Genomic DNA, 13266 nt, shown 5'->3' on the forward strand with positions numbered 1-13266 from the left:
GGGGGGGTGTGACGTATCTCTCGCGCCGGTGTCAGTCCGCGGTGTTGATCATCGACGCGGCGGCGTACGTGAGGTAGTTCCACAGCTGCGTTTCGTGTTCCCCGGCCAGGCCGAGCGAGTCCACCGCGTCCCGCATGTGCCGCAGCCAGGCGTCGTGCGCGGCCCGGTCGACGGTGAACGGCGCGTGCCGCATCCGCAGCCGAGGGTGGCCGCGGCCATCGCTGTACGTGCGCGGGCCGCCCCAGTACTGCATGAGGAAGAGCGCCAGCCGCTCCTCGGCCGGACCCAGGTCCTCCTCCGGGTACATCGGCCGCAGCAGCGGGTCCTCGGCGACTCCCTGGTAGAACCGGTGCACCAGGCGCCGGAAGGTCTCCTCGCCACCGACCTGCTCGTAGAAGGTCTGCTCCGGCAGCGTGCCGCGTGGAATCTCGTTCACCGTTCCATGGTGGCATGGGGCGCCCCGTACGTGGTTGGCCGTCCCGCCGCGGGGCGCTGCGCCTGGCGGCGCCTCCCACGTACCTGGCTTTCCCGTCGCGGGCGTTGTTCGCCGTTGCGCCTGGCGTGGTGTTTTCGGGTGCGGTGCTGGCCCTCCGGACATCGTCCTGCGGTCCAGCCCCTCCCGTGAGGGGGTGGTGAGAGGCCGGTGGGGGTGATTGTGGTCACTTCACTGCCTGTGCGTGGCCAGTGACGCCCGCCCCCACCCACCCGCACCCTTCCTCCAACGGGAGGGGACGGGCCGGAGGGGCCGGTTGTGTGGACGTAAAGCGTCAGCAGTCCACACGACCGGCCCCGGAGGTCCGTCACCGCACCCGACAACAACCCAGCCCGCCGCAGGCGCAACGGAGAGAAGCCCCGCGGCGGGACGGCGAGGCACGTGCGGGGCGCCGCAAAGCGCGCAACGGCGAACAACACCCGCGGCGCCGCAGACAGGTACGTGCGGGGCGCCGCAAAGCGCGCAACGGCGAGACGCCCCGCGGCGCCGCAGACAGGTACGTGGGAAGGAGCTCAGCCGCGCCGCACCGTGAGGGTCGTCCAGGCGCCGACATGCACCCGGTCGCCCTCGTGGAGCGGCACCGGCACGTACGGCTGGATCGGCTCCTCGGCGAGGTTGATCGTGGTGCCGTTGGTGGAGTTCTGGTCCACCACCGCCCAACTGCCGTCCTGCTGCTGCACCAGCAGCGCGTGCTGGTGCGAGACGCCCGGGTCCTCCGGCGCGCTGCCCAGGTCGATGTCCGGGGACTCGCCGGTGCTGTTGCGGCGGCGGCCCACCGCCAGCTGGCCGTTGGCGAGCGACAGCACCTGCTCCGGGGAGTACGAGGGCAGGTTGAGCCCCGCCGCCTCCGGGCCGCTGCGGCCCATCATCGCCATGAAGTACTCGCGGTCCGGCGCGACCGCCACCACCCAGCCGTCACCGACGACCGGCGGCGGACCCTGCGGCGGCGCGGCGGGACCCTGGCCGGGACCGCCGTTCCACTGCTGGTCCGGCCCGGGCCCCTGCTGCGGCGGCATCTGCTGCTCGAACGGGGGCGGCTGCTGGTCGTACGGACCGGGCTGCTGGTCATACGGACCGGGCTGCTGGTCGTAGGGGCCCGGCTGCTGCGGCGGGAACGGTGCGGGCGGCTGCTGCTCGAACGGCGCCTGCGGGCCGGGGCCGGGCGGCGCGGGGGCCATCGGCGGCGGCGCGCCCTGGGCGGACGGCGGGCTCAGGGGCCAGTCGTCGACCTGCTGCTGCGGGGGCGGGCCGGGCTGGCCGGCCGGGCCGGGGCCGGGCATGCCGGGCGGCGGGCCGGGCTGGCCGGGGAAGCCACCGGGGCCGGGCTGACCGGGACCGGGCGGCATGCCCTGCGGAGCCTGCGGCTGCTGGGGCTGCGGCGGCGGGAAGCCGTAGCCGCCCTGGCCGTCCTGGCCGGGGGCGCCGGGACCGGGCATCGGCTGGCCGGGGCCGGGGCCACCGAAACCGGGGCTGCCGGGGCCGCCGGGTCCGGGTGCGGGCGGCGGGAAGCCGTAGCCGCCCTGGCCGCCCTGGGTGCCGGGACCGCCGGGGCCGGGACCGCCGGGGCCGGGGGCGCCGGGCGGCGGGCCCGGCTGGCCCATGGGCTGCCCGGGCGGGGCGTAGGACATCGGGGAGTTGGTGAGGAAGTTGTAGCGGCACTCGGCGCAGAACGGTGCCATCCCGTCCCGCGGCGTACCGCACTGCGGGCACGGCTCACCCGGTGCGCCGGGACCGGACTGGTCGGGTCCGGGGCCGGGCATCGGCTGGCCGAGGCCGGGGCCACCGGGGCCCGGACCGGGAGCACCGGGGCCGGGACCAGGAGCACCGGGGCCGGGGCCGGCGGCGGGAAGCCGTAACCACCCTGGTCACCCTGGGGGCCGGGGCCACCGAAACCGGGGCCGCCTGGGCCGCCGGGTCCGGGTGCGGGCGGCGGGAAGCCGTAGCCGCCCTGGCCGCCCTGGGTGCCGGGACCGCCGGGTCCGGGGGCACCGGGCGGCGGGCCCGGCTGGCCCGGCGGCGGACCGGGCTGGCCGGTCGGCTGACCGGGCGGTGGCGTGTTCAGGAAGCCGGCAGGCAGGGAGGGCGGCGGGGGCACAGCACCCGGCATCCGCTGGCCGCACACCTCGCACCAGTCTTCGGCCACCGACTGGTGGCCGTTCGGGCAGGTCGGCATGTCGGTTCTTCCCCCTCCGTACCGTTTCGTGTTGCTGGAACTGCTCGGTACTGATCGTGGTTCTCTGTCGCTTTTCCTCGCGCGAACGGTGCGCGCGGCGCGTGCGGCGGGAGTCATCCCGCCGGCCCCGGCACCCTTCGCCTTCGTCGCACAGTACCGGGCGTCGCATCGGCGACGCCCACCACCTTCGCAAGGAGTTTCGCACTCTCCTCCTTACGTGCGACGTCGGACGGCCGGTCATCGCCGCCCGAAGTCCCCGTACGGCGGCCGGAATCGGGCCGAACCTCCGCTAAGCCGTCATCCCTCCCCTGATGACCGGCTTGCGGTGATTCAGCCGGTCCGGCCGGGGGCCGGCGCCGGGAACGGCACGACCGCCACGGTGACGTTGTCGTGCCCGCCGCCGGCGAGCGCATGGGCGACCAGCGCCCGGGCCGCGGGCAGCGGCCGGGCCGGCGCGTCGTACGGCAGCACCGCGGCCATCTGCTCCGCGGTGTCGGCGTAGTTCCACAGTCCGTCCGTGCACACCACCACGACGCCCGGGCCGTCCGGCTTGAACGACGCGGTGTGCGGCTCGACCTCGTAGGCGTCCGCGCCCAGCCAGCCGGTGATGGCGTGCGCCCGCTGGTCGGCGTTGGCCTCTTCCTCGGACATCAGGTTGTTGGCGACCATCTGGGCGGCCCAGGAGTCGTCCTCGGTGAGCCGGACGGGCGGCGCCGTACGGTCGTTGGGGATCCAGTACGCGCGGCTGTCGCCGACCCAGCCGACGGTCAGCAGCTCCCCGCCGACCAGCACGCCGACGATGGTGCAGGCCGGGGCGTTCTGCTGGCGGTGCTCGTCGTGCACGATCGAGGGGTCGGAGGCGAGTGCGTCCACCGCCGTGGAGGCGGTCAGCACGGCCTCGTGCATGGCCTGCTGGGGGTGGGTGCCGCGCGGCAGCGAGGCCGCCAGTGCCTCGCCGGCCGCCTCGGACGCCGCCCGGGACGCGTCGTCCGGGCGGGTCGCCGAGGAGACGCCGTCACAGACCACGGCCACCACGGCGGGCGCGCCGTCCGGCAGCGCGGCGGCCCGCAGCGCGAAGAAGTCCTCGTTGCGGTGGTGGCGGTGGCCGCGGTCGCTGACCGCCGCGATGCCCGCCAGCTCCCGCTCCATGTGGTCCCGTTCCGGTCCCGTGGCGGCCGCCTCCGGGGCAGCCTCCGGGGCGGGCGCGGCAGCGGGCGGTGCCGGCGCCGGCGGGGGATCGAAGGGCGAGCCGCCCGACGGCGGGTCGAACGGGGACCGCTCCGACGGGGCATCGAAGGGCGTCTCCTCCGGGGCGGCCGCGCCGGCCCCGTCCGTGGTTGCCCCGGCCGCGGCGTCGGCGACCGCCTCGTACCCGGCGACCCGCGGATCGGCCGGGGGGCCGGCCGGCGGACCCGCGTCCGCACCCGGCAGACGGGTGCCGGGGTCGGGCGGCGGCGGCCCGGCCGGGGAACCGCCGGCGGGCGGTGCGGGCGGCGCCGGGGGCCGTGGCGGCACCGGAGGCGCGGGCGGCGCCAGTTCGTACACCGACGGCTCCGACGGCTCCGGCACCTCCGGCACCTCCGGCGACTCCGAGATCCCCGACGTCCCCGACGTCCCCGACGAATCCGAAGACGCCTGCGCCGCCTGCGTCGTCGGCGTCGCCTGCGCCCCGGCCGACGCCGGCAGCACGGCGCCGCACCGTCCGCAGAACCTGTCCGCCGCCTCGTACGGCTCGTCGCAGCCCGCACACCGGAACGGCCCAGTCACACCCATGTCACACCCATGTCCTGGGGCGGAAGCGGTTGGCCCGTTCCACCAGTTCGATCCTTCTCTCACCACGTTCCGCCAGCCGCGCCAGCAGGCGGTACGACCGTTCCAGGCCGAACCGCAGCCCGCGCTCGTCCAGCGGGCTGCCGAGCAGCACCGGCGGTCCGCCACCGTCCGCCGTACCGTCCGGTCGGGCACCGTGGCTCCCGGAGAGTACCCAGTCCAGCGCCGCGCCGAGTACCTCCGCGGCGAGTTGTTCCCGCCGTCCGGCGTCCAGGCCGAAGTCCGCGAGCGCCTCGACCTGTTGGGCGGCCGCCCGCAGGTCCGGCAACAGCGGATCCTCCGGCGGGCGCTGCCGCAACCGGGCGCGGACCGCCGCGATCCGCGCCGCGGTGTAGTGGATGGACGACGCGGGGACGGACTCCAGGGCCTCGACCGCGCCCGCCCGGTCGCCCGCCGCCAGCCGCACCCGCGCCAGCCCGAACGCCGCACTGACGTAACTGCGGTCGGTCGCCCACACCAGGCGGTAGTACTCCACCGCGTTGTCCCACTGCTCCAGCAGCTCGGCACACAGGCCCAGCGCCAGCTTGGGCGCCGGCTCGCCCGGGAACGCGTCGTAGACCGCGTCGAAGGCCAGTGCCGCGGTCTCCCGGTCGCCGGTGGCCAGCGCCAGCAGGCCGCGGTGCCACACCACCCGCCAGTCGGCACCCCGGTCACCGGGCCCGTCGCCGGACGGGTCACAGGACCGTACGGCGGTGTCCCACGGCCCGGCGGGCGGGCCCGCCACCTCGTCGAGTACGGCCCGCGCGGCCGTGCCGTCGCCGTCCTCCAGATGGGTGCGCAGCTCCCGCAGCCGTATCTCCGGGGAGGCGACGGGCGCGGCGCGCAGCGCGGCGAGGAGTTCGGCCGGGGCGGCTGCCGGCAGCCCGGCCAGCAGGCCCGCGCCCGGGTCGTCCGGGTCCACCCGCGGCACCGGCAGCGCGAGCGCCGCACCGGCCACGTCCAGCGGCCGCAGCACCGGCCCGCCGGCCGCCGCGGTCCCGGCCCGGTCCGGGGCCGCGCCGCGCGCCCCCAGCAGCGAACTGTCGCCCTCCTGCGGCGCCAGCAGCTCGGTGTCCGCCGCCCGCAGCTCCGGCCCGAACAGCTGCGACAGCGCCGGCCGCGGCTCGCCCGACCGGACCGCCACCACCTCCCGCAGCACCCCCGTCAGCTGCTCGGCCATCTCCTGCGCCGACCCGAACCGGCGGTCGCGGTCCGGGTCCGTGGCGCGCACCAGCAGCCGGTAGAACGACTCGTAGGTGCGGAACACCTCGATGTGGTCCGGATCGGGCAGCGAATCGGCGAAGACGTTGGTGTAGCCCTGGAAGTCGAAGGTGAGGACGGCGAGGGTGCGCGCGACGGTGTACAGGTCGGAGGCGACCGACGGGCCCAGCGCGGCGATCTCCGGCGCCTGGTAGCCGATCGTGCCGTAGATCGGGCTCTCGTGGTCGTCCATCCGGCGCACCGCGCCCATGTCGATCAGCTTGAGCTGGTCGTGCTGCTGGAGGGCGTTGTCGACCTTGAAGTCGCAGTAGAGGTAGCCGCGGCTGTGCAGATGCCCGAGCGCCTCCAGCGCCTCGATGCCGTACGCGCAGGCCTGCTCCACCGGCAGCGGATCGCGCCTCCCCTCCGGCGTCCGCCGGTCGTTGGCGAGGTCCTTCAGCGACTTGCCGCCGACGTACTCCATGACGATGTAGCCGTCGAGGCTGCCCGTCTCCCGGTCGAGGTGCTGCACGAAGTTGTAGATCCGCACGATGTTGGCGTGCTCGATCTCCGCCAGGAACCGCCGCTCGGACATCGCGACCGCCAGCGCCTCCTCGTCGCCGGTGTCCAGCAGCCCCTTGAGCACCACCCAGCGGTCCGACACCGCCCGGTCGATCGCCAGATAGATCCAGCCCAGCCCGCCGTGCGCCAGGCAGCCCACGACCTCGTACTGGCCGTGCACCTTCTCCCCGGGCCGCAACTTCGGTACGAAGCTGTATGGATGGCCGCATTTACCGCAGAACCCCTCCGGGAGGCCCGTCCGGCCCTCGCGCGAACGGCCCACCGGCGCACCGCAGTCCGCCCGGCTGCAGAACCGCTTTCGCTCGGGCACCTCCGGATACGCCAGCACCGCCGTCCGCGGATCGGGCCGCGGCACCTGCGGCACCGTCACCAGGCCCGCGCCCAGCCGCCCCCGCGCCGACCCGGACGACGCCCCGCCGCCGGACCCGCGTACCGACACCGCCGCCACCCCGCGCGCCGGCGCCCCGCCGGACCCGTCGCGCGGCAGCCGCCCGGACACCGAACGCCGCGACACCGGCCGCCGGGACCCGGGGACCCGCCCGGACGTCCCGGCACCGGAGCCCGGGCCGGGGGAGGGGACGGTCAGCAGCGCACCGGCCGCCTCCCGCTCCTCCGGGCCGGCCAGGAACGCCCGGCCCGTCACGCCCGTCGGCGGCGCCGCCAGCAGCCCGTCCGGCGACACCACCGGCGGCAGCCCGCACTCGTCGCAGTACCGCTCACCACCGCCGACGTCCTCGTAGCCGCCCGCACAGTCCCGCCGCTGGCAGCGCTCGCCGGCCCGCTCCGTCACGAATCCCCCCTGCTCTCCGGCTGCCGCGGAACCAGCACCTCCGCCGCCGCCTGCTGATAGCGCCACACCGCCTGCTCGGCCGCCCGCAGATCGCACGGCGCGCTCCACAGCATCCGCCGCGCGATGTCGTACCGCTCCACCAGCAGCGGATCCTCCGCCAGGCCGTGCCGCGCCACCCGCGCCCGGCACGCGTCCAGCCGGCCGCGCAGCTCCGCCCGTACGGCCAGCGGCGCGGTCACCGCCGTCAACGACTCGCGGGCCCGCTGCAGTTCGTCCTCCGCGCGCTCCTCCAGGCTGTCCAGCAGCGGCGACAGCCGGTGCCACTGCGCCCGCCGGCGGTACTCCGCGGCCGCCGCCAGCTGCTCGTGCAGCGCCGTCGACGGGCCGCTGACCGCCGGCACCTCCGACGCCGCGATCTTCGCCAGCACCTCGCCGCGCGCCTGCCGCGCCTCGGTCAGCGTCCGGTCCGCCCGCGACAGCACGTCCCGCAGCTGCATCAGCCGCCGCTCGGCGTCCTGCCGGACGTCCAGCACGGCCGCCACCTCCCGCCGGATGTCCTCCAGCGCCCGCGCCGCACGGTCGTAGCGCACGGTGTCCGGACGGCCGCCGCCCGGCGCCGAACTCCCCGTCGACGACGACACCCAGAACGCCAGCGGATCGGCGATCACCTGCGCCCGCAGCCGCGCCAGCTCACCCGTGATCCGCTCCAGATCGTCGCCGGCCGGATGCTCACCGGGCCGCACGCCCACCGAGTGCGCCAGCGACCGGGTCCGCTGCAACTCGGCCGACAGCAGGTCTATCCGGGCCGGCAGCGCCGACCACACCGCGTCGGCCGCCACGATCACATCGAGGGAACGCGCGTACAGCCCGGTCATCCGCGCCACGAGCTCCTCCAGGCAGTACCGCTCGCCCGGCCCGCTCACCCCCGGCACCGTCACGCCCGCGCCGTGCAGCAGCTCCGTCAGCGCCGCCAGGTCCTCCGGGGACGGCCAGCGCCGCCGCGCCCGCAGCTCACGCGCCGCCGCCAACGCCCCCGTATACGCGTCGAACAGCGCCCACAGCACCGTGATGGACCCCTCCGTGGCGGCCCAGCGCTCCTTCGTGGTGCCCGACAGCTCCGCGCCCTCCAGCAGCCGGCGCCCCGCATGGTCCTGCAGCGCCAGCAGCGAGGTCTCGATCGCCTCGTACTCGGCGCCGAGCCGCGCCAGGGCGCGGTCCACCTCCTCCAGGCCCAGCACCGGGGCATCGGAACTCCCCGCGGAACCGGGGACAGGTCCAGGGACCCCCATCGATCACCTCTCCAATACGCGTACGCTGCACGGCGATTGCTGCGACCGAGTCCGCGCGGCTGCTGCGGTCCGGCTCCCTCCGCCTCCTGTTCTGTCCGCTTTCCATAGTGACGCCATCGGGCACTGTGTGGGGGGATCGGCCGGGTGACACCGCTCCCGGGGGCTCTTGACTTTCGCCGGGCCGTTTTCGCCGGGCCGTTGTCGACGTCCCGGGGGTGCTGTGGGCGCCCCGGCCGTCTTGGAGGCTCGGTGCGGCGCGCCGGGGGAGTCAGTCGCTGTACTCCGGTGACGGTGGGCCCGATATGTCCGGCAGATCGGCCTTCAGCCACTTGCGGTACGCCCGCATCCACGGACCGTCGGACGCCCCGCCGGCCCGGTAGTCGTCCAGGACCCTGTTGACCCGGCGCACCAGATCCGTGTCCGCCTCGTTCATCGCCACCCCGTACGGCTCGTTCGTGAACGGCCGGCCCTTCAGCTCCACCGCCGGATCCTGCGCCGCCTGCGCCGCGGCCAGCGCGTTGTCCGTGACCACCGCGTCCGCCTGGCCCAACTGGAGCCGCACCAGGCAGTCGAGCTGATTCGGCACCGTCAGCACCTTCGCGCCGTGCGGCCGCGCCGTCAGCTCCGCCTCACCCGTCGAACCGGCCGCCGTACACACCCGCTTGCCGCGCAGCGAATCGTCGAACGCCTTCACCGCCGACGTCTTCGGCGCCAGCACCTGCTGCCCGCCCTGGAAGTACGACGTCGAGAACGCCACCAGCTTCTTGCGCGCGCAGTTGATGGTCATCGTCCGCACCACCATGTCGACCCGGCGCTTCTGCAACGCCGGAATCCGCTGGTCGGTCGGTACCGCCTTGAACACCACCTTCGCGTCCGGCCCCAATATGTCGGCGGCGATCGCCCGCGCCAGATCGATGTCGAAGCCCGCCAGCTTGCCGGTCGCCGGATCGCGGTAACCCCACCGGTAGGTGTTCTGGTCGACCCCGACGACCAGCTGGCCCCGCTCCTTGATCCGCGCCACCGCCGGCCCGTCGTCCGACGACGGCCGCAGGCTCTCCGCGGCGTTCTCCGGCGTGCACCCCGCCGCGGGGGACCGGGCCGACGCCGACCCCGGACCGTACGCCCCGTGCGTCACCACGGGCGACGAGGCACGACCCGCGCCGCCACCCACGCCACCGTCCCCGGGCCCGCCGGCCAGCGTCGGCACCAGCACCGCCGCCGCGGCCGCCATCACCCCCATGCCCGCCGCGACCGGCGCCAGGACGGCCCGCAGATTCCCCAGCACCCGCCGGCGCACCCTCATGCCCCCTCACCACGCCTTCTCCCCGCCGCCCCGCCGCCCACCGGCACTCCACCACCCACCGGCACGCCGCGCACCGGGCCTCCATCACCCACCGGCACGCCGCGCACCGGTCGTTCACCACTCACCGGTACGCCGCGCACCGGCCCTCCGCCACTCACCGGCACGCCGCTCGCCGGGCCTCCACCACTCAGCGGCACGCCGCTCGCCGGTCGTTCGCCATCTGTCGGTTGTTGGCCGCTCGCCGGTGCTCGGCGCGCCGGTTCTCCGCCGCCGGTCGGTTGTTGGCCGCTCGCCGGTACTTCGCCTGCCGGTGGTTGGCCGCTCGCCGGTGCTCGGCGCACCCGTTCTCCGCCGCCGGTCGGTCGTTGGCCGCTCATCGGTACTCCGCCAGCCTGCGCCCGATCCCCAGCACCGCGCCCAGCGCCCCCACCAGTGTCAGCGCCCCGGCCCCCTCCGGCAGCCCGCCCAGCGCCCCCCGCCCGGCGTCCGCCGCCGTACGGAACTCCGCCTGCTCGTGCACCAGCGCCCGGGACAGCCCCGACGCCACCCGGTCGCAGGACTCGCCCGTCGAACCCGCCCCGCCGACCACCTTCGCCAGCGCCAGCTCGTAGTCCCCCTTCTCGTCCGCCGCCCGCGCCTCGGCATGCCGCACCTGCCACTGGCGTACGGACGCCAGCGCGGCGCGCACCGGCGCCCGCCCCGCCTCGTCGTCCGCCAGCGCCAGCGCCGCCCCCAACCGGCTCCGCGCCGCCGCCGGACCCCGCTCACCCGCCCCCGCCAGATCCGTCATCCGGCTGCGGAAGCCGGCCTCGTAGAAGTCCTGCTGATCATCCGTGAGCACCGCGCCGCGCGCCACCAGCGTCAGATTCTCGTCCCCGCGCGCCTGCAACGCATCAATCCGCGCCTCATTGAGCACCCGCAACGACCGGGCGCCGTGCTCGTACGACGCCGTCAGCTCCGCGCGCGCCACCGCATGCCCCACCACCAGCCACAACAACACCGCCACCGAAGCGGCCGTGGCGGCCAGCAGCCCGCGGTTGAACACGCGGTTCGTCCGCCGGTAATGCCGCCGCTGCGCCCACCCCAGCGCGGCCACCGCCAGCACCCCCGCCACCAGCGCCGCCCACGGCCAGGCCTTCGCATCGGCGTAGTCCGCCGCCAGCCGGTCCGTCTCCGCGTCGTACAACGCCCGGGCGGCCGGGAGGAGTTCCGTCCGCATCCGCTCGTTCGCGTACCGCAGATACGCCCCGCCCAGCGGCAGCCCCTGCCGGTTGTTCGCCCGCGCCGTCTCCACCAGGCCCGTGTACTGCGGCAACTGGCGGTTGAGCCGGGCGATCTGCTCACCCGCGCCGTCCGAACCCCGGGCACTCTGCGCCGCCTTCGTCAGCAGCTCCGCCGCGGTGGCGATGTCCTTGCCGTAACGCTGCCGGGTCGCCGCATCGCCCTTCCCGCCCGCCAGGAAACCGCCGGCGGCCGTGGTGTCCGCGTCCGCCAGCGACCGGTAGATGCTCGCCGCGTCCGCCGTCAGCGGCTGACTGCGCTCCACCACGTCCTCCGCGGCCGCCGCCCGGTCCGCGACCTGCCACGCCGCGGCCGCCCCGAAGACCAGCACCAGCAGCGCCAGCACCGCCCCGATCACCCGCAGCCGCCCCGGCTCGGTCGTCGCCGCGGCGCGCAGCTCGTCCAGCCCTCGGCCCAGGCCGGACGGCGCGCCGGAACGGGCGGCGCCGCGCTGCTGGTCGGCACGGACGACACAGATCCTCCCCCTGGGTCGCTGATACGCCACCGGCCGCCCGTCCGCGGCGCCCGAACGCGCTCACGACAAGGACCGGTGCATGGGCAGCAGTATGTCCGCCACCACCGACACGCACACCGCGATTGGCTCGATCTTGCCCCGAACGCCCTCGCCACCGGCGCGCGGCGGTCCCGCGAGCCGGCGGTGCCGGTGGACCGGCGCACGACCCCGGCCCGCCGCCACCGCACTAAAGTGACGGCCGGAGCCTGTCCAGCCTCGTGACCTGGACGGACGGACGCCGAACACATCAGACATCAGAAGACGCCAGAAGCGGCCGGCGGACGCCAGAAGAACCCCCGAGCCGCCAGAGGTACGCCACGAGACGCCAGAAGAACCCCGAGCCGCCAGAAGTACGCCACGAGACGCCAGAACAGGCCGGACCCACCACCACCACCCACCCACCACCCACCACCCGAAGGGAAGTGATCTCATGCAGCCCGTCCGCAAGGGCAGGGTGTCGCTCGTGGAGACCGCGACCGACGAGATCCGCTCCCAGATCGTGAACGGCACCTGGCCGGTGGGCAGCCGCATCCCGCCCGAGAACGCCCTGTCCGATTCCCTCGGTGTCAGCCGCGCCTCGGTCCGTGAGGCCGTCCGCTCGCTGGTCCACTCCGGCCTCCTCGAACCCCGGCAGGGCGACGGGACCTTCGTGATCTCCGACGACGACAGCGCGGTCGCCCTCCGCCGCCGGCTCGAACGCGCCGAGCTCAGCCATGTCACCCAGGTCCGCCAGGGCCTCGACGTGGTCGCCGCCCGCCAGGCCGCCAAGCACCGTACGGACGCACAACTCGCCGGTATCGAGGCCGCACTGGCCCGCCGCAAGGCGGCGCTCGCCGCCCACGACGCCGAGACCTTCACCGCCGCCGACGCGGAGTTCCACGTCCTGGTCGCGGAGGCCAGCGACAACCCCGTCCTCGCGGACATCTACCGTTCCCTCAGCGCCGCCCTGCGCGAAGAACTCCGCCGCGCCGCTTGCCTGGACACCGCCACCGCGGCCGCCACCGATCCGCACTCCCGGCTCGTCGACGCCATCCGTGCCCAGGACCCCCAGGCGGCCGTCGACGCCGCCGTCCTCCTCCTCGCCGGCCACGTACGCGACCTGGCCCTCCCCCTCGACGACTGAGCGCCGCCGACGATCGAGCGCCGCCGACGGCTGAGCGCCGCCGACGGCTGAGCGCCGCCGACGGCCGAGCGTCTGCCGACGACTGAGTCCCCTCGGTGAAGGAACCGCCCCATCGGGGGGCGCGTACATCCCGCCTCCACGCCCCCTCCTCGCCCCGCGCGCCGCTACCGCCCCCACCCTCCTTCGGCTACTCTCAGTGACGAACGCAAGAGCAGTCGAGCGCGGAACCAGGCAACCTGACCACCGCGCCCCCATATCCGGAGGTCACCATGAATCGCATCCGCACCCTCCTCGTCCCACTCGCCAACCGCCCCCACGCCGACGCATCACCGCCACCAACTGGCCACCTGGCCAGTGGTTTCCTCACGATCGGCACCACGACATACATCGACCCGCACGGCATCTACCCCCTCGACCACCGCTCGGACGGCACCCCGACCGTCATCATCAACGACACCACCCACCCCATCACCATCCTCACGGAGAGCAACCGCTCCCATCCCGCCACCGCACCCCCGACCGACCTGCCACCACCCCTCGTCCTGGCCCCAGGCGAACGCACGGAGACCCGCCGGGGGGACGGGGTGCGGGTGGGCTGAGCCGGGGGTGGGGGCCCGGAGGTGGCGTGGAGACGGGGCGGGGTGGGCGGGGGTGGGTGAGGCCCCAACGTCAGGCCAGGAGCGGCTCACCGACTACGGGGCGAAGTCGG

The 13266-nt window shown here is 75.3% G+C and carries 10 protein-coding genes; 2 read left to right on the forward strand and 8 right to left on the reverse strand.

Annotated features, from left to right (window positions below; all coding sequences use genetic code 11):
• Positions 1–31: 31 nt before the first annotated feature.
• From OJ254_RS14755 to OJ254_RS14785, 8 genes are all read right to left on the reverse strand, one after another.
• Complete coding sequence (locus OJ254_RS14755; protein ID WP_279350767.1) at positions 32–436, reverse strand: globin; 405 nt, start codon at positions 434–436, stop codon at positions 32–34.
• Between the two features lie 569 nt (positions 437–1005).
• A complete protein-coding gene (locus tag OJ254_RS14760; protein ID WP_481004811.1) occupies positions 1006–2172 on the reverse strand; it encodes an FHA domain-containing protein in 1167 nt (388 codons plus the stop codon).
• 607 nt (positions 2173–2779) lie between these two features.
• Positions 2780–3079 carry a hypothetical protein gene (locus tag OJ254_RS31615; protein WP_423835898.1) on the reverse strand — a complete coding sequence of 100 codons (300 nt, stop codon included), beginning with the start codon at positions 3077–3079 and terminating at the stop codon, positions 2780–2782.
• Positions 2997–4439 carry a PP2C family protein-serine/threonine phosphatase gene (locus tag OJ254_RS14765; RefSeq protein ID WP_265362701.1) on the reverse strand — a complete coding sequence of 481 codons (1443 nt, stop codon included), beginning with the start codon at positions 4437–4439 and terminating at the stop codon, positions 2997–2999. The genes OJ254_RS31615 and OJ254_RS14765 overlap by 83 nt, the downstream gene beginning before the upstream one ends.
• A 1-nt stretch (position 4440) precedes the next feature.
• Positions 4441–7047 carry a serine/threonine-protein kinase gene (locus OJ254_RS14770; protein WP_265362702.1) on the reverse strand — a complete coding sequence of 869 codons (2607 nt, stop codon included), beginning with the start codon at positions 7045–7047 and terminating at the stop codon, positions 4441–4443.
• Positions 7044–8336, reverse strand: a complete 1293-nt coding sequence (locus OJ254_RS14775; RefSeq protein ID WP_265362703.1) for a coiled-coil domain-containing protein — start codon at positions 8334–8336, stop codon at positions 7044–7046. The genes OJ254_RS14770 and OJ254_RS14775 overlap by 4 nt, the downstream gene beginning before the upstream one ends.
• A 268-nt stretch (positions 8337–8604) precedes the next feature.
• Entirely contained in the window at positions 8605–9639 is a 1035-nt protein-coding gene (locus tag OJ254_RS14780; RefSeq protein WP_265362704.1) for a glutamate ABC transporter substrate-binding protein, read from the reverse strand.
• A 373-nt stretch (positions 9640–10012) separates the two neighbouring features.
• Entirely contained in the window at positions 10013–11425 is a 1413-nt protein-coding gene (locus OJ254_RS14785; protein WP_341483614.1) for a hypothetical protein, read from the reverse strand.
• Between the two features lie 439 nt (positions 11426–11864).
• Here OJ254_RS14785 and OJ254_RS14790 point away from each other — a divergent pair, with 439 nt between their 5' ends.
• Together OJ254_RS14790 and OJ254_RS14795 are read left to right on the forward strand one after the other, a co-directional pair.
• Positions 11865–12557 (forward strand): FadR/GntR family transcriptional regulator, encoded by a 693-nt coding sequence (locus OJ254_RS14790; protein ID WP_265362705.1) that lies wholly within the window; start codon positions 11865–11867, stop codon positions 12555–12557.
• Between the two features lie 269 nt (positions 12558–12826).
• Positions 12827–13156, forward strand: coding sequence for a hypothetical protein (locus OJ254_RS14795; protein WP_265362706.1), 330 nt, complete (start codon positions 12827–12829; stop codon positions 13154–13156).
• Positions 13157–13266 lie beyond the last annotated feature (110 nt).

This window comes from Streptomyces endophytica, assembly GCF_026153355.1.
In the GTDB taxonomy this organism is placed as follows: domain Bacteria; phylum Actinomycetota; class Actinomycetes; order Streptomycetales; family Streptomycetaceae; genus Streptomyces; species Streptomyces endophytica.

Coding starts and splice junctions, on each gene's coding strand:
- OJ254_RS14760 (WP_481004811.1), bottom strand. CDS start 2,172: ATGGCACCGTTCTGCGCCGAGTGCCGCTACAACTTCCTCACCAACTCC.
- OJ254_RS31615 (WP_423835898.1), bottom strand. CDS start 3,079: ATGCGCTCGCCGGCGGCGGGCACGACAACGTCACCGTGGCGGTCGTGC.
- OJ254_RS14765 (WP_265362701.1), bottom strand. CDS start 4,439: ATGGGTGTGACTGGGCCGTTCCGGTGTGCGGGCTGCGACGAGCCGTAC.
- OJ254_RS14775 (WP_265362703.1), bottom strand. CDS start 8,336: ATGGGGGTCCCTGGACCTGTCCCCGGTTCCGCGGGGAGTTCCGATGCC.
- OJ254_RS14780 (WP_265362704.1), bottom strand. CDS start 9,639: ATGAGGGTGCGCCGGCGGGTGCTGGGGAATCTGCGGGCCGTCCTGGCG.
- OJ254_RS14790 (WP_265362705.1), top strand. CDS start 11,865: ATGCAGCCCGTCCGCAAGGGCAGGGTGTCGCTCGTGGAGACCGCGACC.
- OJ254_RS14795 (WP_265362706.1), top strand. CDS start 12,827: ATGAATCGCATCCGCACCCTCCTCGTCCCACTCGCCAACCGCCCCCAC.